Annotated in this window: 22 protein-coding genes; 20 read left to right on the forward strand and 2 right to left on the reverse strand. The window is 27.2% G+C overall.

All coding sequences use genetic code 11. From position 1 onward, the window contains the following. The first annotated feature begins 62 nt into the window (after nt 1–62). A complete protein-coding gene (locus tag Q0Y03_RS04370) occupies nt 63–1,073 on the forward strand; it encodes a hypothetical protein (protein WP_297712611.1) in 1,011 nt (336 codons plus the stop codon). Between the two features lie 415 nt (nt 1,074–1,488). On the opposite strand, the gene Q0Y03_RS04375 is transcribed toward Q0Y03_RS04370, so the two are convergent. Then, nucleotides 1,489–1,623, reverse strand: coding sequence for an IS3 family transposase (locus tag Q0Y03_RS04375; protein ID WP_363318712.1), 135 nt, complete (start codon nt 1,621–1,623; stop codon nt 1,489–1,491). A gap of 115 nt (nt 1,624–1,738) precedes the next feature. Between Q0Y03_RS04375 and Q0Y03_RS04380 the strand changes: the two genes are divergently transcribed. The 6 genes from Q0Y03_RS04380 to Q0Y03_RS04405 all read left to right on the forward strand — a co-directional run bounded on the left by Q0Y03_RS04380 (nt 1,739) and on the right by Q0Y03_RS04405 (nt 9,061). Beyond that, a complete protein-coding gene (locus Q0Y03_RS04380; protein ID WP_297712612.1) occupies nt 1,739–1,876 on the forward strand; it encodes a hypothetical protein in 138 nt (45 codons plus the stop codon). 235 nt (nt 1,877–2,111) lie between these two features. Further along, the gene (locus Q0Y03_RS04385) at nt 2,112–3,056 is read left to right on the forward strand and encodes a hypothetical protein (protein ID WP_297712613.1); all 945 of its coding nucleotides are present in this window, start codon (nt 2,112–2,114) and stop codon (nt 3,054–3,056) included. Nucleotides 3,057–3,159: 103 nt separating this feature from the next. After that, nucleotides 3,160–4,116 (forward strand): hypothetical protein, encoded by a 957-nt coding sequence (locus tag Q0Y03_RS04390; protein WP_297712614.1) that lies wholly within the window; start codon nt 3,160–3,162, stop codon nt 4,114–4,116. A 216-nt stretch (nt 4,117–4,332) separates the two neighbouring features. After that, entirely contained in the window at nt 4,333–5,928 is a 1,596-nt protein-coding gene (locus Q0Y03_RS04395; protein ID WP_297712615.1) for a peptide chain release factor 3, read from the forward strand. A 339-nt stretch (nt 5,929–6,267) separates the two neighbouring features. Continuing rightward, on the forward strand, nt 6,268–8,232 hold the full coding sequence (locus Q0Y03_RS04400; protein WP_297712617.1) for a HAMP domain-containing sensor histidine kinase: 1,965 nt from the start codon (nt 6,268–6,270) through the stop codon (nt 8,230–8,232). Nucleotides 8,233–8,308: 76 nt separating this feature from the next. Beyond that, nucleotides 8,309–9,061, forward strand: a complete 753-nt coding sequence (locus Q0Y03_RS04405; protein ID WP_297712618.1) for a CpsB/CapC family capsule biosynthesis tyrosine phosphatase — start codon at nt 8,309–8,311, stop codon at nt 9,059–9,061. A gap of 124 nt (nt 9,062–9,185) precedes the next feature. On the opposite strand, the gene Q0Y03_RS04410 is transcribed toward Q0Y03_RS04405, so the two are convergent. Next, entirely contained in the window at nt 9,186–9,827 is a 642-nt protein-coding gene (locus tag Q0Y03_RS04410; RefSeq protein ID WP_297712619.1) for a sigma-70 family RNA polymerase sigma factor, read from the reverse strand. A gap of 575 nt (nt 9,828–10,402) precedes the next feature. Between Q0Y03_RS04410 and Q0Y03_RS04415 the strand changes: the two genes are divergently transcribed. From Q0Y03_RS04415 to Q0Y03_RS04475, 13 genes are all read left to right on the forward strand, one after another. Continuing rightward, nucleotides 10,403–11,104: a Wzz/FepE/Etk N-terminal domain-containing protein gene (locus Q0Y03_RS04415; protein WP_297712620.1), complete on the forward strand. Its 702-nt coding sequence runs from the start codon at nt 10,403–10,405 to the stop codon at nt 11,102–11,104. Between the two features lie 167 nt (nt 11,105–11,271). Next, complete coding sequence (locus tag Q0Y03_RS04420; RefSeq protein ID WP_297712694.1) at nt 11,272–11,949, forward strand: Wzz/FepE/Etk N-terminal domain-containing protein; 678 nt, start codon at nt 11,272–11,274, stop codon at nt 11,947–11,949. 11 nt (nt 11,950–11,960) lie between these two features. Further along, nucleotides 11,961–12,611: a CpsD/CapB family tyrosine-protein kinase gene (locus Q0Y03_RS04425; RefSeq protein ID WP_297712621.1), complete on the forward strand. Its 651-nt coding sequence runs from the start codon at nt 11,961–11,963 to the stop codon at nt 12,609–12,611. A 102-nt stretch (nt 12,612–12,713) separates the two neighbouring features. Beyond that, entirely contained in the window at nt 12,714–14,612 is a 1,899-nt protein-coding gene (locus tag Q0Y03_RS04430) for a nucleoside-diphosphate sugar epimerase/dehydratase (protein WP_297712622.1), read from the forward strand. A gap of 31 nt (nt 14,613–14,643) precedes the next feature. Next, the gene (locus tag Q0Y03_RS04435; protein WP_297712695.1) at nt 14,644–15,690 is read left to right on the forward strand and encodes a mannose-1-phosphate guanylyltransferase; all 1,047 of its coding nucleotides are present in this window, start codon (nt 14,644–14,646) and stop codon (nt 15,688–15,690) included. An 18-nt stretch (nt 15,691–15,708) separates the two neighbouring features. Further along, entirely contained in the window at nt 15,709–16,305 is a 597-nt protein-coding gene (locus Q0Y03_RS04440; protein ID WP_297712623.1) for a sugar transferase, read from the forward strand. Nucleotides 16,306–16,314: 9 nt separating this feature from the next. After that, complete coding sequence (locus Q0Y03_RS04445; protein ID WP_297712624.1) at nt 16,315–16,905, forward strand: transferase; 591 nt, start codon at nt 16,315–16,317, stop codon at nt 16,903–16,905. 12 nt (nt 16,906–16,917) lie between these two features. Next, a complete protein-coding gene (locus tag Q0Y03_RS04450; RefSeq protein WP_297712625.1) occupies nt 16,918–17,817 on the forward strand; it encodes an NAD-dependent epimerase/dehydratase family protein in 900 nt (299 codons plus the stop codon). A 1-nt stretch (nt 17,818) separates the two neighbouring features. After that, entirely contained in the window at nt 17,819–19,009 is a 1,191-nt protein-coding gene (locus tag Q0Y03_RS04455) for a glycosyltransferase family 4 protein (RefSeq protein WP_297712626.1), read from the forward strand. A 15-nt stretch (nt 19,010–19,024) separates the two neighbouring features. Beyond that, entirely contained in the window at nt 19,025–20,083 is a 1,059-nt protein-coding gene (locus Q0Y03_RS04460; protein ID WP_297712627.1) for a polysaccharide biosynthesis protein, read from the forward strand. Nucleotides 20,084–20,095: 12 nt separating this feature from the next. Next, complete coding sequence (locus Q0Y03_RS04465) at nt 20,096–21,202, forward strand: NAD-dependent epimerase/dehydratase family protein (RefSeq protein ID WP_297712628.1); 1,107 nt, start codon at nt 20,096–20,098, stop codon at nt 21,200–21,202. Between the two features lie 4 nt (nt 21,203–21,206). Then, complete coding sequence (wecB, locus tag Q0Y03_RS04470; protein WP_297712629.1) at nt 21,207–22,331, forward strand: UDP-N-acetylglucosamine 2-epimerase (non-hydrolyzing); 1,125 nt, start codon at nt 21,207–21,209, stop codon at nt 22,329–22,331. 1 nt (nt 22,332) lies between these two features. Next, on the forward strand, nt 22,333–23,526 hold the full coding sequence (locus Q0Y03_RS04475; RefSeq protein WP_297712630.1) for a glycosyltransferase: 1,194 nt from the start codon (nt 22,333–22,335) through the stop codon (nt 23,524–23,526). Nucleotides 23,527–23,590 lie beyond the last annotated feature (64 nt).

Genomic DNA, 23,590 nt, shown 5'->3' on the forward strand with positions numbered 1-23,590 from the left:
GTTATACTATATTGTATTTATATTTATATTTATACTAGAAATTAACAAGGAGAAACTAGCTTATGAGGAATAACAAAAAATTTAATTATTTATTTTTTGGACTAGGAATTATACTAATTGGAGCAGTACTTTTTAAAGCTTTTGAATTGTACGATGGTATAAGAACTAAGAAAATATTGCAAGAAGCTTATCTTTCTTATAAAGATCAAGGAGATAAGTTTCTTGCAGATAATAATATAGAAAGTGCGTTAATAGCTTATAATAATGCACTGGATAATACTAATGGTGATGATATTAAGAAGAGTGCAGTATATGAGGAAATTCTCAATTATTATATTAGTGATAAAAATGTAATAATGGTAGATAAGATCATTAATGAGGTAAAGCAAAATATTGAAAAAACTACAGACTCACTTCAATCTATTATTGATGATGAAGAATCTAAACAGTGGTTTCCTATTAAAGTTAGTAGTTTTTCAGTAAATTTATCTGAAGATAGAGAAGTTTCTTATAAGTATGATGAACAGGGAAGGATAATTGAAAGTTCAGTTCCTTTATTTAGGACAAATGAAATGGATGGTATGGCAGGTCCTTTATTGTATCATTTTGAATATTTAGATGATGGAATTATTATTCAAAAAGAATTTAATGAGACTAGAGATGAATATGATAGTTGGTATTATAAGTTTAAATTAGATGAAAATAATATTGTTGTTTGGTATGAAAAATGGAATTACTACACAGGTGAAATGATTGATTCAGAAACATTATATCCAGAAAAAGTTATAAATAATAATGGAAGTAAGTATGTTCTTGATGATAATTGGAGATTAGAAGAAGTAATAAATACTAAAATTCCACAACTAACTCCTATTCCTAATTATATATATACATATGAGAATGATTATGATGAGTTTGGCAATATTATTAGAATAGATAAGTTTAAATATGTGGATGAAAATCCAATTTGGGAAAAATATGATGAATATACATATGTTTATTGTCATGCTGAAGACTTGAATGGAGATCTTAGTTCTTTTCCAACTTCTTCAAGAGTTGTATATTCAAGATAGTAAATCTTACAACTATGATAAAAAACAAATTACTTAAAGTTATTTAAAAGTAAGGTTATAATTTAATATTGAATAGGTAATTTAATAAACTTTTATACTAAATGGCGGATTAGATATAAATTATCTCATTAGATAAAGATAATTGCGAATAACGTACGTTTAAGGGTAGTATCGGATTTGAATGTTTCGTTAAGATTTGGTTATAATAGGAATATAAAGAAAAGACTAGTGCTGGTAACACTAGTCTTCCAGTTGCAACATTTTTTTGTAGTTCGGGGTTGTGATGAATTAAATATTAAGAAAAATATTTATATGAATAGGCGTTTACTCTTGCAGGGGTTGAACGCTTTTTTCATATCCAGAAACTTCTATGTGGTCTTATATCAATATCTTGGATACAAAAAGTCAAACTTTTTTATGTTGCACTTCTGGCTAATAATTCACATTGATCTGGAGTCATGTAATTAATAGAAGAGTGTAGCCTTTTTCTGTTATACCAACCTTCAATATATTTAAATATAGCTATATTTGCTTTTTGAATGTAAATCAAGAACTGAAGCTAGATAACACCGACCATTCTTTATATTCTTGCTCGTATCTTCTGCCCTTTCCCATAATGGACACATCCTTTCTTAACTAAATAATATTTTACTTAGTTCGACTAAATGTGTCCACTGCTTTATACTAACACCACTTTACATATTTATAATGAAAGCTTAGCAGATGAAATTGCTAAGAGAATTGTTGATAAATATGTAGATGCAATAGGTGAACTTGTAGATAATTTAGAAAAGTTATTGTAATAATATTTAATTAAATATTAAGAAGATAAAAGTTGTTTTATAAATTGATAAGTTTAATTTTTATTATGTAATGTGAATTTTAAATAGTATAGTGTATCTGTTATATAAAAATGTTGGTAACAACATTTTTATATAACAGAATGCCTATAGAGGGAAATAGGTATGTTAATAGATAAAACTTAATAAGGATTAAGGTTGAAAAAATGTGTTAATACTCATAACGAGGTGATGAATTATGAGTAAAACCATTAATAATAAAGAATATAGATTAAAGTTATTTAAAGAAAAAATATATAAATCAACATTAAAAATAGAAAATAATATTAACTATAAAAAACAAAATAAATATATAAAATGTCCTCATTGCAAAAGTGAAGAGGTAATAAAATATGGATCATATAATGGTATACAAAGATATAAATGCAAAAACAGCAAATGTGAAAAAACATTTACTAAACAAACTGAAAGTCCTTTTAGATATTCAAAAAAGTTTAAAGAGAATTATCAGAAGTATAAGGAATTATATGAAAAGGGATTAACAATTAGACAATGTGCAGAGATTCTGAATATAACAATAGTAACATCATTTTTCTGGAGGCATAGATTTTTATATAATTTGAAGCAAGTAAATTATGTAGAGAAGCTATGTGATTATGCTGAATTAACAAGAGTAGTTTTACTTGAGAATTTTAAGGGTGATAGATATAGTAAAAGCAAGGAGAAAGATAAAATTTCAATAGTAAATGCGATGAATAGATCTATTGATATTATATCTATAATTGCGGCTAGAAATCATTTAGGCTTTAGAGAGCTAAAGGAAAATATAGAGCCAAGAATTGATAAGAAAGCTATTGCTGTAGCTTTTTTAGATGGAAGACTTCAAGCTTTTTCTGATAAGCATAATAAAATAAATAAAATTAGAATTAGAAGAGTTGAGATCACTCCGATTGATGCAAGTTACTCTATTAATATAAAAGGGTGGTTGAAAAAATTCAGAGGGGTTGCAACTAAATATATGGATCATTATTTAAGTTGGAGGTCTTATGAGTATAAGAATAACTTTCAATATGAGAAAGGCTTAAATAAAGAAGAAAAAAATAAATTACAAATAGATTTGAAAATAAAAATAACTACATATATATCATGGAATAATATTAAGGCAAAAAAGTTAGCTATATAAAAAATTGCTCCTAAGTTTATATTTTAAAAGGAAGTAAGACATAGTAAAATATTAATGTAAAAAATAGAAGAAAATAGAAGGAAATAATAATATGGAGGGGAAAATGAATAAGAAAAAAACAATAATAGGGGCAACAATAATTATAATTTTAGCTTTAATTACTATACTTGGAATATATACATTTAATGTAGTTAATGCAAAAAAAATAAGTAATTCAATAAAGCTTGGTATTAAAAACTTAACAGAAGAAAATTATGAAGATGCAAAAGTAGAATTTTCAAAAATTTTATCTATAGATAAAGAAAATGAAGATGCAAAAGAGCTACTAACATTAATGGAAAAATATATAGAGTTAAATGATTTATATGAAAGTAAGGAGTACTATTTAGCTTCAGAATTAATTACTAAACTTAAGGAAAATAAACAGGTGGAATTATTGGAAGAAAAAATAAATGCTATATCAGCTAAAGTTGAAGAAAAGATAAGGATAATGTCTGAAATAGATAATATTGAAAGTAAAATAAATCCACTAATAGAAGAAAAGAAATATGATGAAGCTATTAAATTAGTTGATAAATATCTAAATGAAGATTTAAAAGAGGAGTATTTAAGCAATCTAAACAATTTAAAAAGTAGTATTAGTAAATCTAAACTTGATTATGGAGAAGAGCAAAGAATAGCAGAAGAACAAAGAATAGCAGAAGAACAAAGATTGGAAGAAGAAAGAAAAGCTGAAGAACAAAGAAGATTAGAAGAGCAGCAAAGGGCTGAAGCTGAAAGTCAAAATCAAACAAGTACTGATACATATCAAATGATTTCAAAGGATAGGGTTAAGGAAATTCTTGATGGAAAGACAGCGGATATGGGAATTACCTTTGAAAATTATGATAGGCCTATTGTATTTGAAAAAAATGGAGTAGTGTATTGGGCTTATAAGCAAATATGGCAAGGCGAATCAGGAACTTTTCTTATAATAGATATGTTTACAGGTAAAGTTATAGTTTCAGAAAAGTTAGATTTTGATCATGGAGAGGCAGATTTTTATTATCCAGGTTATTAAACTATATTTACAACTTATTTAAGTAAATGTAATGAGTATCCTTACTTAGGGGAATTCTTGTATTATTAAAGAAAAAAGTATATAATAATTAAGTTAACTGAGACTCCAAATTTTAATTTCGTTAGAGGAACTTACTCAGTGACTAAAAGCAGTGGAATTTCAATAATAAAAGAAATAAATTTAATTTATTATAAATAATTTTAGGAGGACATAACATTGGCTGATTACATAAATGAGATAAAAAAGAGAAGAACATTTGCAATTATTTCTCACCCTGATGCTGGTAAAACAACATTAACAGAAAAGTTCCTATTATACGGAGGAGCAATAAGACTTGCAGGTTCAGTAAAAGCAAGAAAAGCATCAACACATGCTGTTTCAGACTGGATGGAAATAGAAAAGCAAAGAGGTATTTCTGTTACTTCATCTGTTATGCAATTTAACTATGCAGGACACTGCATAAACATTCTAGATACTCCAGGACACCAAGACTTCTCAGAAGATACATATAGAACACTTATGGCTGCTGACTCTGCTGTAATGGTAGTTGACGCTGCTAAAGGTGTGGAAGATCAAACAAGAAAGCTATTCCATGTTTGTTCATTAAGAGAAATGCCAATCTTCACATTCATCAATAAGATGGATAGAGAAGCTCAAGATCCATTTGGATTATTAGAAGATATTGAAGCAGAACTTGGAATCAAAACATATCCAATGAATTGGCCAATAGGTTCTGGTAAAGACTTCAAAGGTGTTTACGATAGACAAAATCAAAGAATCATAGCATTTAACGGTGGAAATCACGGTTCTACAGAGGTTGAAGCTATTGAAGGTTCAGTTGATGATGAAAAGTTCAGAGAAATATTAGGTGAAGCATTACATGAGAAGTTAATGGAAGATATTGAACTTCTTGATATTGCTGGTGATGAACTTGATATGGAAAAGGTTAGATTAGGAGAATTAACTCCAGTATTCTTTGGATCAGCCTTAACAAACTTTGGTGTTGAGCCATTCCTAGAACATTTCTTACAAATGACTACATCACCACTTGCTAGAAATTCAAATATTGGAGAAATTGATCCATTTGATGATAAATTCTCTGCATTTGTATTTAAGATTCAAGCAAACATGAACAAAGCACATAGAGACAGAATTGCTTTCATGAGAATTTGTTCAGGTAAGTTTACTAAAGGTGAAGAAGTATTCCACATGCAAGGTGGAAAGAAACTTAAGCTAGCTCAACCTCAACAATTCATGGCTGAAAACAGAGAAATTGTTGAAGAAGCATATGCAGGAGATATTATTGGGGTATTCGATCCAGGTATATTCTCAATAGGAGATACTTTATGTTCACCATCTAAAAAGTTTAGATTTGAGGGAATTCCAACATTTGCTCCTGAACATTTTGCAAGAGTTAGACCAGTTGACACTATGAAGAGAAAACAATTCGTTAAAGGTGTTACTCAAATAGCTCAAGAAGGTGCTATCCAAGTATTCAAAGAAAACCATGTTGGTATGGAAGAAATAATTGTAGGTGTTGTAGGGGTACTTCAATTTGAAGTTCTTGAATACAGACTTAAGAATGAATACAATGTTGATATCAAGATGGATAGACTTGCATTTAGATATGTAAGATGGATTGAAAGCTATGATGGAGATATTGAAAGATTAAACTTAACATCTGATGCTAAGAAAGTTAAAGACTTTAAAGATAGAGACTTAATAATATTCCAAAATGACTGGGGAATTAACTGGGCACTTGACCATAACAAAGGGTTAGTTCTTTCTGGTGTAGGTAAAGACGAAGAGTAATTAACTAAAATAATAGTTAATTAATGAAATAACATAAGAAAATTAAGACTTAATTATATAAATTAAAATAAAATGCATGTAGTAAAATTAAAGTTAATGTAATCTATTTATATAGTATTGTTGAAATAATAAAATTAATAGCTATAGATAGGATATATTAAATTTATTACTACATGCTTTTTTATATTATGAAATAATTTATTTTTACTTAAATAAACAAATAAAAACATAATTATATTACAAAGTAATATAATATAATACAAAATAAGTAAAAACATGGTATAATAACTGTTGGAAAAAATTAATTTAATTGTATTATATATGTTTGGGAGGTTATTAATGTATAAACAAATCTTAGAAGAAGATATAATAAAAAAACAAACCAGGAAAATATTAAAATATATTTTTGCCATTGGGGTAGTGGTAATGAGTATTTTTATAGTAAGGATATTTTTAGTTTATAACGATAAAGACTATATAGATTCTTCTGTAATATTTGTTAGACAAGTAAATGGGTTAATATCTGTGACTGCAATAGCTAGTTGTTTAATATTATACAAAAAAACAAAAGATTCTATAGTATTTACATTACTATTAGTGTATGTTGGACTTTCAATAGCATCTATTACAGGACAACTTGACTATTACACATTTTTAGATAATGAATTTAGAGTTAGTAATTATTTAAGTATAACAACATCTTTTTTAAGAGCAATTATACTTTTTATTGCTATTAGACCAAATTCAAAATTACATAAGTTAATAAATAGATATAAGGTACAAGCATTTATATTTGTGGTTATTTATTCCATTATTAGTTGGGAAATAGAAAAGAGAAAATTTATAGGCGAGATTTTTAGTAATGAAGTAATATTCGTTTCATATAATCTACTTATATCTACTGTATATGCAATAGTAGCATTAAAATTGTTATTAATTGGAATAAAACAAACAAAAATTTTATTAGTTACCTTTAGTATAAGCTTATTTTTAATTGCTATTAAGGTTTTTTATATTATATATGGAGTGACATATGATTCAATGAATATGAAGTTAACATCATCTTTATTAACATATCTATCATTTATTATAGTTATTATTGGCTCTATAATAGAGTTATATTTACTGTATAAAGAAGCTGACTATTTAAATAAGGAGTTAAGAAAGTTTTATAATTTAGCTAATAATAATAAACACTCATATATATTTATTTGTGATAAAAATTATAATGTATCATTTATGAATGAAAAAATAAGAGAAGATTATGGTTATAAAATGGATAATGAGGAATTTAAAAAGGAGTTATTAAAAATTAAATTGCCAGAAGAAATTAAAGATATAATTAGTAAAGAAATTGCTGATAAATCAAATTGGAGAGGGATACTAAAAACTTTAAAGAAAGACTCAATTGTAGATTGTTCTATTCAGTTATTAAAATCTGAAGAAGAAGAAAGTCAAATATTAGTTAGCTATATTGATATGTCAGAAACTATTAAATTACAGTCAGAAATAGAAGCTCATAAGATTAATGATGTAAAAAGATCAGAATTTATATCAACACTTTCTCATGAATTAAAAACACCATTAAATATTTTTTATTCAATAATACAGTTATTAGATAAAACTGAAGCCATTGGAATAAAAGAATTTAAAGAAGCTTATGATAAGTATAGCGCTTCGTTAAAATTAAATAGCAAGAGAATGTTAAGGCTTATAAATAATATAGTAGATTCAACTAGAATTGATACAGGAGACCTTAAAGCAGAGTTTGGAAATTATGAAGTGGTATCAATTGTTGAAGATATAGTAATGTCGATAGTACCATTTGCTCAATCAAAAAATATAAGTGTAGAGTTTGATACAAATATTGAGGAACATTTTATAAAGTGTGATCCTGTTATGATTGAAAAAATAGTATTAAATTTAGTGTCAAATTCAATTAAATATACTGAAGGTGAAGGAAGTATTAAAGTAGAGTTAATGCTAAAGGATGATATACTAGAAATGGATTTTAAAGATACAGGTATAGGAATTCCACAGAAGTTAAAAGATAAAATATTTCATAGATTTTCAAGAGTTGATAGTTCATTAAAGAGAGCAAATGAAGGAAGCGGAATTGGTTTAAATATAGTTAAGTCTATGATAGAGGTTCATAATGGAAGCATATCAGTAGATAGCGTATTAAATGAGGGTAGTACTTTTAAGGTTAAACTACCAAATGTATTAATAGAAGATTTACCAATGATAATTTATGAATTTAATAAGGCAAATGCAGAGTTAGAATTATCAGATATATATAGTTAATGAAAAATTGCCTTTTCCTACATAGGGGTTGTACTATATAATAAGAAATAAATATAAACAGGAAGGGGATAAAGAAATGATTGATATACACTCACATATAGTAGCTGGGATAGACGATGGTTCAAGAGATATAGAAATGACAATTAATATGCTAAAAAAAGCAGAAAAGTCAGGAACAACAGATATAATTGCAACACCACATTTTATGCGAGGAAGATTTGAAGTTGAGTATAATGAAGTACTTAAAAGAGTGGAAGAATTAAAACAAATATCAAGAGAAAATAATATAGATATTAATATATATGCAGGTCAAGAAGTTTATTATAGCAAAAACATATTAGAATATTATAATGATAAAATGATAGGAACAATTAATAATACAAAATATATGTTAATAGAACTTCCTATAGTAGAATTTAATATAGATGAAGTAATAAATACAATATATGAGTTACAAATAAGAGGAATTGTTCCAATAATAGCTCACCCAGAAAGATATAAACTATTTATTAAAAAGCCTTCAATGATTAATACTCTTATAAAAGAAGGAATGTTATTTCAATTAAATGCAGGAAGCCTAACTGGTTCTTTTGGAAAAGAAGTTAAGAAAACTGCAACTAAATATTTAGAAAATAATATATATAGTTTTATTGGATCTGATGCCCACAGAGATAGAGGGAGAGATACTGATATTAAAGAAGCATTAGGTATTTTAGAAAGAAATCAAAAAAAAGCATTTATTAATAATGGAAGATTAATGCTTGAAAATGAAGATGTAAATTTTAAGGGAACTATAGTTAAAGAAAAGAAGTTCTTAGGAATTTTTTAAAACAAATATTTTAAATTTATAAGTTTATAAAATTTCTTAATTAATGAATTATATATTTAAAGTTTTAAAATAAGAATTACTTAATAGAAGGAAAGTAAACTTTTATTAAGTAATTCTTTTTACTTTAATCTTTAATACCTTCTTGAAGTTTAGTTAATAGGGAAAGTAATTCACGTCTTTTCTTTGGATAATTTAAATTATTATTAATGCAGTATCTATATAAAGTAGTATTAGGAGTTAGGTAAGCAATTTTAATTAATTTATACTCATCGGGGGAAAGGTTTTTTAGGAGATTTTTCAATAAATCATTTAAACTGGAATTAACAATATATTCTTCTAAATTAAAAGAATCACTAATCAAATCTTCAATTTCAATATCTTCATCTATGGGAATATTAAGGCTAGATTCATCATTATATTTAATTTGATTACGGGCTAAGTTTCTAAAGCCATTTTTAATGGAATTAATAATATAAGAATCAATTGACTTACTTCCTTTAGAAAGATCGTATTTATTAATAGCCTTAATAACAGAAATATTCCCAGTTTGGATTAAGTCATCTGTATCAAAGTTTTTTAATTTATACTTAAAAGCATACTTTTTTATAAGTGGTTGGTATTTTTCAATAAGGAAAAGAATAGCATCTTTATTATTATTTTTAGCTTTACATAGGGTATGAAATAAAAAATTAGAATCATGTTTTGTATTAACTTTTTTTTCTTTGGAATTAGCATTTTCTTTAATTTCTAAATATAAAGACTTCAAACAAAAGGCCCCCTTTTTAAAAGTTATTTAATAAATAAAAAATTAGAACAAATCGAACGTATGTTCTTGGGTATACGTTTATTATAACATATATTCAAAAAAATGGAATATAAAAATACAAAAAAATATAATATTTCTTTATGAGTGAAAGAATAATAAAAAAAATAGTAAAAAATATATAACATCTTTCGACAATAGAAATTAAATAATTAAAATGTCGAGAATTTATATTAAATAAAAATTATAATGGATTAAAAAATATTATTAAAAAAGGAAATTAAAATGTAGTTTTTTACAAAATAAAACAAAGGATGAAAACAAAACGTTTACTTGACAGAAAATTTGCACAATAGCGACCTTTTACGTATTTTTTTTTTGTGATATAATAATTTTCAGATAAAATTAAAATAAATTTAAATTTAAGAAGTTAAAAACATAGAAAAAATATTTAATTTCTAGATTAAAATTTATATAGAAGTTAAAAGAAAAATTTTAATGTTATTTTTTTATAAATTTTTTTATATACATCTAATAATTATTAATAAAATATCGTAAAATGGATTATAGGGGGATAAATGATAAATATTTTAGAGTATTTGACCGAAGTTAAGAAAAATTGTAGAAGTATAGCTATAATAACCTTAAGCTTCGTTCTTATAGCAAGTATATATACAACATTTTTTATGAAACAAGATTATGAAGCTACAGTAAAAGTATTTATAGGAAAACAAAAATTCAAAAATACAATGGAAACCTATAATAATGAAGAAGTTACTTTATATCAACGTTTAATTACTACATATTCAGAAGTTATTAAAAGTAAAAAGCTTATTAATAAATCAATTAATGAATCTAAAATAAACTCATTAAGAGAAGTAGAAGAAAAAATTGAATATGGATCAGTTATTGGAAATTTAACAGTAAATCCAATAACTAATACTCAAATAATTGAATTGAAATATACTAGTAAAAATCCACAACAAAGCTATAACCTAATTTATTCAATGACTGAAAATCTTATAGCATATTCAAAGCAGCTATATCCAACAGTTAATATAAAGGTTTTGGAGCAAGTTAATGTAAATAGTAGTAATTTAATTAGTAAAAAGATAATGGTTATGGGTATAGCATTTATAGGTGGATTAATAGCTAACATAGGGGAAGTAGTTATGATGATGTATTTTAATAATACATTTAAGAGCAAAGAAACTCTTGAAAAAGAATTAGGACTAGCAGTTCTTGGAACTATTCCAGATATGGAAAGTATTAATGTTTAATAGTTATAAGTAGGAAGTGCTTTGCAATTCCTTAATAAATAAAACAAGAAGATTAAAAATATGTGATGATTATAAATATTAAAAATGAAAGTAGTTATACAGTATAATTTACTGCTTTCAATTTTAAAATTATCACTATTAAAAGGAGTGTTTAAATAATGAATGAAATGGAAGAACAAGTAATAAGTTTGTCGGAAATTTTTGAAGCTTTAAAGAAGCGTTGGATTATGATAGTGGCAATTACAGTAGTAGCTACATTGATATCAGGAGTTTTAAGTTTTTTTGTAATTGATCCTGTATATGAAGCAAGTACTAAAGTGTTTATAGGTAAAGAAGAAAGTGATGATGCAGCATATAATAGTAGCGATATTAATATGTATCAACAATTATTACAAACATATGCACAAGCTATAAAAACTAAGGATTTAGCATCAAGAGCAATAGACACTTTATCTTATGATTTAGAGCCAAGTACTGTAATATCTAATTTAACAGTAAATCCAATTAGTAGTACACAAATTCTTGAAATAAAATATAAAAGCAAAGATCCAAAAGAAGCTAAAGATGTATTAAAAAATGTAACTGATGAATTTATAGTTACAGCTAAGGATTTAGTACCAAATGGTAATGTTAGAGTTATTGAAGAAGTGGAACTTCCAGAAAATCCAGTAAGCCCTAATAAGACTATGAATATTGCTATAGCATTTTTATTAGGTTTTATGGTAAGTGTGGGATTAGTTTTCTTAATTGAATATTTAGATAACACTTATAAGAATAAAGAACAACTTGAAAAGGAATTAGATATACCAGTACTTGGAACAATTCCAGATGTTGATATGGTATAGGAGGTAAAAACATGTTTGTAGTTGAAAAAAATCCAAAATCAATAGCAGCAGAAGCTTATAGAAGCTTAAAAACTAATATTCAATATTCTTCTTTTGATAAGGAGTATAAAACGATTGTAGTAACTAGTTCAAATCCAGGGGAAGGGAAATCTACTACTGCAGGTAATTTAGCTTTAACTTTAGCAGAAGGTGAAGCAAGAGTTCTTCTTGTAGATTGTGATATGAGAAAGCCATCTGTACATAAAAATTTTAGAGTAACTAATACTTATGGTCTTTCTGATGTATTACTTCAAAAGCAAAAGGTTATGGATGTTGCTCATGTATATAAGAAAAATTTACATATTATAACTTCTGGGAAAATACCACCAAATCCTGCTGAAATGTTAGCATCTAAGTCTATGAGTTTATTTTTAGAAGAGATGAAGGAACATTTTGATTATATAGTTTTAGATACACCACCAGTACAAGCTGTTGCAGACCCACAAATTCTTTCTACTAAGGTTGATGGAACTTTAGTTGTTGTTAGAGCGGGGGTTACTAAGAAGGAGGATGTTCAAAATTCTATTGCTACTTTAAAAAAGGTTAATGCAAATATTATTGGAACGGTACTTCATGCTGTTGATAATAGTAGGAATAAATATTACTACTATTATGGAGATTAAAATGAATTATAATGTAGGAGTTTGAGACTGGTAAGAAGTTTAAATTAGTCTGAACTACCAACTTATAGTATTATATCATAACTATTTTACGGGGGTGAGAGTATGGAAGATAAATTTATAGATTCTAATTTATTTAGAAATAGAAAACTAAAAATAACTACTTTAGTATTTATAGATTTAATATTAATTTATTTATCTTATTATTTAGCATTTATATTTAGGTTTTATTATGATGATGGTTTAAGAGATATTACATTAATATATAGGGGGCATTTAGTTAGAATATCTATTTTTGCTGTTTTATATGTATTAGTTTTTTACATATTTAAACAATATAAAAGTATATGGACATTAGCAGGATATGATGAGTTTATTAATGGTGTAATAGCTTCTATTGTGGTAATGGCTTTAAATATAGGATTATCACTTTTAGAAAGTAATAGAATTCCACTTATGGTAACAATTCTTGCAGGAATTATGGTTATGATAACTTGTAATGGGGTAAGAATTTTTTGGAGAGTATGTAGAAGAGCTGTTAAGTACGCAGAAGTAGAAAGGTCAAGAGATGTTAAAAATGTACTTATTATAGGTGCAGGTTCAGGAGGAGCTTTAGTATCTTCTGAATATAGAAAGTTTCCACACTTAGGGAAAAAGGTTGTTGCTTTTATTGATGATGATAAACAGAAGCTTGGAACTTATGTAAATGGAATCAAGGTTTATGGTAATAGAAATGATATTGTTTCAGTTGTTAAAGAGAGAAATGTTGATGAAATTATAATTGCTATTGCTTCCATTAAAGAAGGTGTATTAAAAGGGATAATTGAAAAATGCAAAGAGGCTAAGGTTCAAGTTAAGATAATGCCAGGTGTTGCTGAAATGATAGATGAAAAGTTTTCTGTTAACAAAATAAGAGATGTTGATGTTGAAGACTTACTTGGAAGGGAATCTATTAAGCTTGATTATGATGGAATTTCTGATTATTTAAAAGGAAAAACAGTTCTTGTAACTGGTGGAGGAGGTTCTATTGGTTCTGAACTATGTAGACAAATATCTAAGTTTAATCCTAAAGAACTTATAATATTTGATATTTACGAAAATAATGCTTATGAGATTCAAAATGAATTAAGAAGAACTTATCCAAATCTTAATTTAATGACTTTAATAGGATCAGTTAGAGATGAAGTTAGACTAGAAGAAGTTTATAAAACTTATAAACCACAAGTTGTCTTCCATGCAGCAGCACATAAGCATGTACCGTTAATGGAAGATAGTCCAGCAGAAGCTGTTAAAAATAATGTTGTTGGTACTTTTAATGTGGCTAGTCTTGCTAGTGATTATAATGTTGAAAGATTTGTTCTTATTTCTACAGATAAAGCTGTTAATCCTACTAATATTATGGGTGCAACTAAAAGAATGTGTGAAATGATTGTTCAATCACTTGATAAGGTTAGTAAAACTGAATTTGTAGCTGTTAGGTTTGGTAATGTTCTTGGATCTAATGGATCTGTTGTTCCTTTATTTAAAAAGCAAATTGCAAATGGGGGACCTGTAACTTTAACTCATAAGGATATTACTAGATATTTTATGACTATACCTGAAGCAGCTCAGCTTGTACTTCAAGCAGGGGCTTATGCTAAAGGTGGAGAAATTTTTGTGCTTGATATGGGTGAGCCTGTTAAGATTTATGATTTAGCAGAAAATCTTATTAAGCTTAGTGGTTTTGAGCCACATAAGGATATTGATATTAAGGTTACTGGGCTTAGACCAGGAGAAAAACTTTATGAAGAACTTCTTATGAGTGAGGAAGGATTAACAGAAACTAAGCATAATAAGATTTTTATTGGGAAACCTGGGGATTTTGAGCTTGGTGATGTTAAGGATAAAATTAATGAACTATTGAGAGTTGCTATTGGTGGGAATGAAGTTTTGCTTAGAGAGAGACTTAAGGAGTTTGTTCCTACTTATAGGGATCCAGAAGAGCTTAATAGTAAGGTAGTTTAAGTAAATTTAATATTAAGGGGATATTTTGAATATGATATGTGCATTGATTATGGCTGGAGGTAAGGGAACTAGATTTTGGCCTCTTTCAACTGAAGAAAAGCCCAAACAGTTTTTAAATTTAATAGGTGAAGAGACTATGATACAAATGACCGTTAATAGAATTAAGCCGATTATTCCTATTGACAGAATTTTTATTTGTACTGGAAAAATGTATATTAATCTAATAAAAGAACAATTACCAGATTTACCAGAGAGAAATATTATAATTGAACCAGAAGGTAGAAATACAGCACCTTGTATTGCATTATCAGCTTTTATTATTAGAAAGTATTATAATAATTCTACTATGCTAGTGTTGCCATCAGACCATCTTATTAAAAATGAAAATGAATTTAGAAGTATAGTTAGTGATGCTAATACATTTATTAAAGAAAATAGTAATGCGATAATTACATTAGGAATGAAACCAAGTAGACCTGAAACAGGATATGGATACATTAAATTTAGTGTTAATAATCAGAAAGTAAATCAGCGTACAATAATTAAAGTTGATTCATTTGTTGAGAAACCTGATAAACATAAGGCTGAAGAATATATAAAAGAAGGTTCTTATTTATGGAATGGAGGGATGTTTTTGTGGAAGATTGATAATATTTTGGGGAAAATTAAGAAATATTCAATAAGTACATATAAAGCATTAGCTTCAATTGAAAATGTGGAAGACGATAAATTACAAGATTTAATTAATGAGAATTATAAAAATACTGAATCTATATCAATTGACTATGCTGTTCTTGAAAAATCAAGTGATATTTATGTTATACCAAGTGATTTTGGATGGGATGATGTAGGGAGTTGGGAAGCAATTGAAAGATATAGAAAATGTGATAAAAATAAAAATATTCATATAGGTGATATAACAGCTTTAAATAGCAAAAATAATTTAATAGTATCTTCAAATAATAAGATTATTATTGATGGATTGGATGATATTTATGTAATAGAAAATGATGGGAAAATAGTAGTTGGAAAAAAGGATAGAATTTCAACAATTAAAAGCTTAAAAGATATTATATAAGTAATGGGGGACAAGTAAGTGAAAAGATTGTTTGATTTTTTTATGAGCTTAATAGCGATAATAATATTATCACCAGCAATTTTAATAGTTGCTTTAGCTGTTAAGTTTACTTCACCAGGACATATTCTTTTTAAACAAAGAAGAATAGGTAAAGATAATGTTGAATTTGAAATTTATAAATTTAGAACTATGAGAATAGATACTCCTAATGTTCCTACTCATTTACTTGAAAATCCACAGCAGTGGATTACTCCAATTGGGAAGTTTTTAAGAAAAACAAGTTTAGATGAATTACCACAACTTTTTAATATTTTAAAAGGTGAAATGAGTATAGTAGGACCAAGACCAGCTCTTTATAATCAGCTTGATTTAAAAGAAATGAGAACAGAAGTTGGAGTTCATAAGCTTTTGCCAGGATTAACAGGATGGGCACAAATTAATGGAAGAGATGAAATTCCTTTAAAGTTAAAAGTTAAGCTTGATGAAGAGTACCTTGATAGAAAAAGCTTTTTCTTTGATATTAAAATTATTTTTATGACTGTTGTCTCTGTTCTTAAAAGTGATGGAGTTCAAGAAGGTAAAGCAGAAAATAATAATGAAAATGCTACAGTATAGGTGATTAGGATGAAGGATATTGTAATTATTGGTGCTGGTGGTATTGGAAGAGAAGTTGCTTGGATTATTGAAGAAATAAATAAAGCTAAGTCTACATGGAATATTGTTGGGTTCGTTGATGATAATAGTGAAATGTGGAGGAAAGAGCTTAATGGATATAAGGTTTTAGGGGGACTTGATATCTTAGATAAATTGGAAAGTAAACCAGAAGTTATTGTTGCAATTGCTAATTGTGGAGTTAAGAAGGAGATTGTATCAAGTTTAAATGGTAAGTTTGATTTTGCTACGGTAATTTATCCAAGTGTTAGAGTTAGCAAATATATTGAAATTGGAGAAGGCACTATTATTTATCCAGGTGTTAGTTTAACTGTTAATACTAGGATAGGTAATCATGTTGTTATTAGTGGGAATTGTGGAATTGGGCATGATAGTGTAATTGGTGATTTTAGTTCGGTATTATGGGGAAGTTGTTTTAGTGGATTTGATGTTGTTGGAGAAGAGTGTTTTATTGGAGTTGGAACGAAGGTTGCTCAGGGAGTTAGGGTAGCTGATGGGAGAAGAATCTGTACTGGCGGTATTATTACAGAAGATATTATTTAAGGTGGTGAAATGATGAAGATTTTAATTACTGGTGTATATGGAACAGTTGGTAGCTATTTATGTAATAAATTAAAAGATAAACATGAAGTAATAGGTATTGGAAGAAGAGAAAAATATGATGGATGTCATAAATATTATCCTTGTGATATTACTGATAAAGATCAAATTGAAAATATTTTAAAAGAAAATAGTGATTTAGATATTATTATTCATTGTGCAGCACTTGCTCATAATAAGGGGAATGATTTATCAAAAGAAAGATTTATGAAAGTGAATTACGAAGCAACTAAGTATTTTGTAGATTTAAGCAATGAATATTTAAGGCTTAAGAATTTTATTTTTATTAGTACTATTTCTGTTTATGGTGAAAGGTTAGATCAAGATGTATATGTTGAAACTGATATTTGTGAACCAAAGAGTCCATATGCAGTTGCTAAGAAGCTTTCAGAAGAATATATAAGCGAGATTTGTAAAAGTAATTATACAATGCTTAGACTAGCACCAGTTTATTCAAAAGATTTTGCTTTAAATATTGAAAGAAGAAGTAGAATTAAAGGAATTCCTTATGTTGTTGGAAATGGAAAGCAAAAGTTAAGTCTTTGTAATATAAAAAATATTTATGAGGCTGTTAATTATATTGTTAATAATACTGAAACTGAAGTTAATGAAATTTATAATATTTCTGATAGTGAAATTTATGAATTTAATGATTTACTTAAGTTTATTGGTGCTAGTAAGAAGATTATTTTACCTAAGTTTGGATTTAAGGTGTTGCATAATATAAATAGTGTTACTATAAAGAAGCAATTTATTCATGAAAATACTATTAAGCTTATTAGTGATAATATTTACTCTTCAGATAAGTTAAATAAAAAGGTTAAGATGAAGTATGAAATGAAGGATGTAGTGTAGGATGAAGATATTAGTAATTACTCAATATTTTTGGCCAGAAGAATTTAGAATAAATGATATTTGTAAAGGGCTTAAAGAATCAGGACATGAAGTAGAAGTATTAACAGGATTGCCTAATTATCCTACAGGAAAAATATTTAATGGCTATTCTTATTTTAAAAGAGGTGCTAAAGGTTATGAAGGAATTAAGATAAGAAGAGTTGGAATGATTCCAAGAGGGAAAAACAATTCTATTATGTTAGCTTTAAATTACATATCATTTATGATTAGCGCATCTATACGAGTAATTCCATTACTTTTTAAGAAGTATGATAGAATATTTGTTTTCCAAGTATCACCTTTAACTACAGCAGTACCAGCAATAATTTTATCAAAAATAAAAAAAATTCCTTCATATATATATGTACAAGATTTATGGCCGGAAACTTTTTATTCAATAGTAAATGTATCTAATGAAAAAGTAAGAAAAATTATGAAAAAGATATGTAATAAAATATATGATGCATTTGATAAATTATTAATTGCATCAAGGGGTTATGAAGATATATTGGTAAAAGAAGGAATAGATAAAGATAAACTAGAGTATTTTCCACAATGGGCAGAAAATTTTTATTCAAAAGATGATACAAATGAAGAATTAAGAGATGATTTTATAGTTACTTTTGCAGGTAATATAGGAAAGGCACAAAGTGTAGATACAATAATTGAAGCAGCTAATTTAGCTAAAAGTAATGAAAATATTAAATGGCAAATTCTTGGAGATGGTAGTGAGTTTGAATATATAAAAAGCTTAGTTGATAAATACTCCTTACATAAAAATGTAAATTTACTGGGGAGAAAGCCAGCTTATGAAATGCCAAATTACTTTTCAAAATCAGATGCTTTAATAGTTACATTAAAGAATGAAAATATATTAAGAGTTACACTTCCAGCTAAGGTTCAATCATATATGGCGTCAGGAAAACCAATTTTAGCCGCTATTAGTGGAGAGGGAAATAGAATAATTAAAGATAGTAAATGTGGATTAGTTTGTGAAGCTGAAGACTATGTTAAGTTATATGAAAATGTAATTAAATTATTTAATATGAGTAAAGAAGAAAGAAGTACTTTAGGAAAGAACGGAAAAGAGTATTTTAATAAAAACTTTACAAGAGAAAAGTTGTTAAATCGATTACAAACAATTATGAGTTAGTAGGGGGAAGAAGTTATGTTTAAAGATAAAGTTTTATTAATAACAGGTGGAACAGGATCATTTGGTAATGCAGTATTAAATAGATTTATTGATACTGATATTAAAGAAATAAGAGTTTTTTCTAGAGATGAGAAAAAACAAGATGATATGAGAAGAGTTATAAAATCTGACAAGGTTAAATATTACATAGGTGATGTTAGAGATTTAGATAGTATTAATTATGCTATGAAAGGTGTAGACTATGTATTCCATGCAGCTGCTTTAAAGCAAGTTCCTTCATGTGAATTTTATCCAATGCAAGCAGTTCAAACTAATATAGAGGGTTCGGATAATGTATTTAAATCTTGTTTAATTAATGGAGTTAAGAGATGTATATTATTAAGTACAGATAAGGCTGTTTATCCAGTAAATGCAATGGGAATATCTAAAGCTATGGCTGAAAAGGCTATGATAGCTAGAGCAAGAGCTGCACAAGATGGAGATACAGTATTCTGTGGAACTAGATATGGTAATGTTATGGCATCAAGAGGATCTGTTATTCCATTATTCATTGAATTAATGAAACAAGGGAAAGATTTAACAGTTACTGATCCAAATATGACTAGATATATGATGTCTTTAGAGGAATCAGTTGATTTAGTTTTATATGCGTTTGCTAATGGTGAACAAGGTGATATATTTGTTCAAAAAGCACCAGCTTGTACTGTTTTAGAATTAGCTACTGCATTAAAGGAATTATTTGATTCACCAGTTGGAATTAAGATAATAGGTGCAAGACATGGGGAAAAAGCTTATGAAACTTTATTAACTAAAGAAGAGTTTGTTAAAGCTGAAGACCATGGTAATTATTTCAGAATACCATCAGATAATAGAGATTTAAATTATGCTAAGTACTTTACTGAAGGTGAAGGTTCAAGAAGAAATCAAGAAGAGTATAACTCTGATAATACAAATAGAATTAATGTTGAACAAGTTAAGGAAATGTTATTAAAACTACCATATATCCAAAAAGAATTAAGAGATTTTAAAGTAGTTGAAGCTAAAGAAATAGAAAACTTAGCTGAAACTATTTAATAGGAGAATAGCATGAAGGTATTAGTAACAGGAGCTAATGGGTTTATTGGTAAGAACTTAATAGCTAGATTAAATGAGTTAAAGAATTATGAAGTTATTTCAATAGATAGAGATAATACTAGAGAAGAATTAATAAATGGTTTATTAGAAGCTGACTTTATTTTTCATTTAGCAGGTATTAATAGACCAAAGGATGAAAAAGAATTCTTTGAAGGAAATTCGGGGTTAACTGGAGAGATAGTTAATATATTAAAGGAAAATAATAAAAATACACCAATAGCTATAACTTCATCTATTCAAGCAGATTTAGATAATGCTTATGGACAAAGTAAGAAGTTAGCTGAAGAAGAATTATTAATGTATAGTGCAACAGCGAAAGCTAAGGTATTTATTTATAGATTACCTAATGTTTTTGGTAAATGGTGTAGACCTAATTATAATTCAGCAGTAGCCACTTTCTGTCATAATATTGCTAGAGGCGAAGAGGTATGGGTTTCTGATCAAAACAAAGAAATGACTTTAGTTTATATTGATGATGTTGTTAGATGTTTAATTTCATCAATGGAAGATGAAAAAGCTTTAAGTGGTTATGTAAATGTTGATGTTGAGCATAAAGCTACTTTAGGACATATAGTTGAACTTTTAAATAGCTTTGTAGAAAGCAGAAAAAGTTTAATGGTTCCTAATATGGAAGATGAATTTACTAAAAAGCTTTATAGCACATATTTAAGTTATTTACCAGAAGATAAGTTTAGTTATCCATTAAAAATGAATATTGATAATAGAGGTTCATTTACTGAATTTTTAAAGACTTCAGATAGAGGACAAGTTTCTATTAATATATCTAAGCCAGGAATAACTAAAGGGAATCATTATCATCATACTAAAAATGAAAAGTTTTTAGTTGTAAGTGGTGAAGGAGTTATTCAATTTAGAAAAATTGATAGTGAAGAAGTTATAGAGTATAAGGTAAGTGGAGAAAATTTAGAAGTTATAGATATTCCAGTAGGTTATACGCATAACATAATAAATACTGGGACAAGTGATATGGTTACAGTAATGTGGGTTAATGAGGTATTTAATCGAGAAAAACCAGATACAATTTTCATGGAGGTATAATCAGATGAAGAAGTTAAAAGTAATGTCTATAGTAGGGACAAGACCTGAAATAATAAGATTAGCAGAAGTTTTAAAGAAATGTGATGAGTATTTTGAACATGTATTAGTACATACAGGTCAAAACTGGGATTATACATTAAATGATGTATTCTTTGAAGAGTTAGAATTAAGAAAGCCAGATCATTTCTTAGGTGTTGTAGGTAATGATCTTGGGGAAACAATGGGTAATATTATAGCAGAAAGTTATAAAATTTTAGTTAAAGAAAAGCCAGAAGCTTTACTTATATTAGGAGATACAAATTCTTGTTTAAGTGCTATAGCTGCAAAAAGATTAAAAATTCCAGTATTCCATATGGAAGCAGGAAATAGATGTTTCGATCAAAATGTTCCTGAAGAAATTAACAGAAGAATTGTTGACGTTACTTCAGACGTTAACTTAGCTTATACAGAGCATGCTAGAAGATATTTATTATCAGAAGGAATGAGAAAAGAATATACTTTTGTAACTGGTTCACCACTTCCAGAAGTATTTGCTAAATATATGCAAAAGATTAGTGAATCAGATGTACTTGAAAGATTAGGACTTGAAAAAGGTAAGTTTATATTAGTAAGTGCTCATAGAGAAGAAAATATTGATAATGATGAAAACTTTAATAGTTTAATAGATGCATTAAATTCAATAGCTGAAACTTATGATATGCCAGTTATATATTCAACTCACCCAAGAAGTTGGAAGAGAATTGAGGCTAAGGGAATTAAGTTCCATAAAAATATTCAACAATTAAAACCTTTTGGGTTCTATGATTATAATAAACTTCAAAAAGAATCTTTCTGTGTATTATCTGATTCGGGATCACTAGCAGAAGAATCAAATATTATGGGATTCCCAGCTGTTTCTATAAGAACAAGTACTGAAAGACCAGAAGCTATTGATAAGGGATCTGTTATATTAGGTGGAATTACTTTTGATAGTATAACTCAAGCTATTGAAGTTATAACTAAGCAAAAGCAAAATGGCTCTGAACTTGTTAAGGTTCATGATTATACTGATATAAATGTATCAAATAAAGTTGTTAATATAATTCAAGGTTATTCTGATGTAATTAACAGATTTATATGGAGAAAGTAGTATGAAGATATTACAAATAAATTCTGTCTGTGGTGTTGGAAGCACAGGCAGAATTGCAACTGATTTATATAAATTAATAGAAGAAGCAGGGCATGAATGTGTTATTGCTTATGGTAGAGGAACTGCTCCTGAAGGAATAAAGACTATTAAAATTGGTACAAATTTCGATAATTATATGCATGTTGCTAAAACAAGAATATTTGATAAACATGGATTTGGATCAACTAAGGCAACAAAAGAGTTTATAAAAAAGGTTGAAGAATATAATCCGGATGTAATTCATTTACATAATATTCACGGATATTATATAAATATTGAAATTTTATTTGATTATTTGAAAAGAGCTAATAAAAAAGTAATATGGACGTTACATGATTGCTGGGCATTTACTGGACATTGTTCTTATTTTGATTATGTTGGGTGTAGTAAGTGGAAAAACGGATGTAACAAGTGTCCACAAAAAAAAGAATATCCTAATAGTGTATTAATGGATAATTCAGAATGGAACTTTAATAATAAAAAAGATATTTTTACTGGAGTAAAAGATCTTACTATAGTAACTCCATCAAAATGGTTAGCTGGATTAGTTAAGGAATCTTATTTATCTGAGTATAAGGTTGAAGTTATTAATAATGGAATTGATTTAGAAGTTTTCAAACCAACTGAAAGTGATTTTAGGAAAAGGTATGGACTTGAAGATAAGTTTATTGTTCTTGGAGTTGCTAGTGTTTGGGATAGACGTAAGGGATTAAATTATTTAGTAGAGTTATCTGAAAAACTTAATGATAGTTATAAAGTTATTGTGGTTGGTATTACTGAAAAGCAAAAGAGGAATTTACCTAAAAATATTATGGCTATAACAAAAACTAATAATGTGAAAGAACTAGTTGAGATATACTCAGCATCAGATGTATTTGTAAATCCTACATTAGAGGATAATTTTCCAACAACTAATTTAGAAGCAATATCATGTGGAATACCTGTTATTACTTTTAATACTGGAGGAAGTATAGAATGTATAGATAAAAAATGTGGTGAAATAGTATTAGACAATAATTTAATAGGGCTAAAAAATGCTATTATAAAAATAAAGGACAATATTAATCAATATAATAAATGTATTAAAAGAGCAAGTATGTATGGTATTAGAAAAAAAAATAAGGAGTATCATTTATTGTATAATAAGTTAAAGTAGAGGTAAAAAATAAATTTAAAATAATATTAAATATTATTTTAAATTTATTATATATGGAGGAATA

The sequence above is a fragment of the Clostridium sp. genome (assembly GCF_026168755.1).
Lineage (GTDB): Bacteria > Bacillota > Clostridia > Clostridiales > Clostridiaceae > Clostridium.